Below are 209 nucleotides of genomic sequence, written 5' to 3'. Positions count from 1 at the left end.
CATCCATAAAGGTTCGGACTTCGACAGTAACAGGTGCGACATCTGGATACCTGCCTATGGGGGAGTTTGCTGCGGAAATGGCTCCAATTAGCGAAATGAGTAGGGCTATCACTATCGCGAATTTAGGTCTTTCAATGAACATTTTAAACATGTCAGCCACCGAGTTATTGGAAATTGTCCGGATATTACGCCCGTGAATTTTTAATAAC

1 protein-coding gene is annotated in these 209 nt (G+C 43.5%); it reads right to left on the bottom strand.

Annotated elements, in window-relative coordinates; translation table 11 throughout:
- A partial coding sequence (locus MRS74_RS24320) for an efflux RND transporter permease subunit (RefSeq protein WP_368671331.1) occupies positions 1-142 on the bottom strand: 142 nt, incomplete at its 3' end.
- Between the last annotated feature and the right edge of the window lie 67 nt (positions 143-209).

Source organism: Marinobacterium sedimentorum, assembly GCF_024267675.1.
Lineage (GTDB): Bacteria > Pseudomonadota > Gammaproteobacteria > Pseudomonadales > Balneatricaceae > Marinobacterium_A > Marinobacterium_A sedimentorum.
This window is presented reverse-complemented; position numbering and strand designations above follow the sequence as displayed.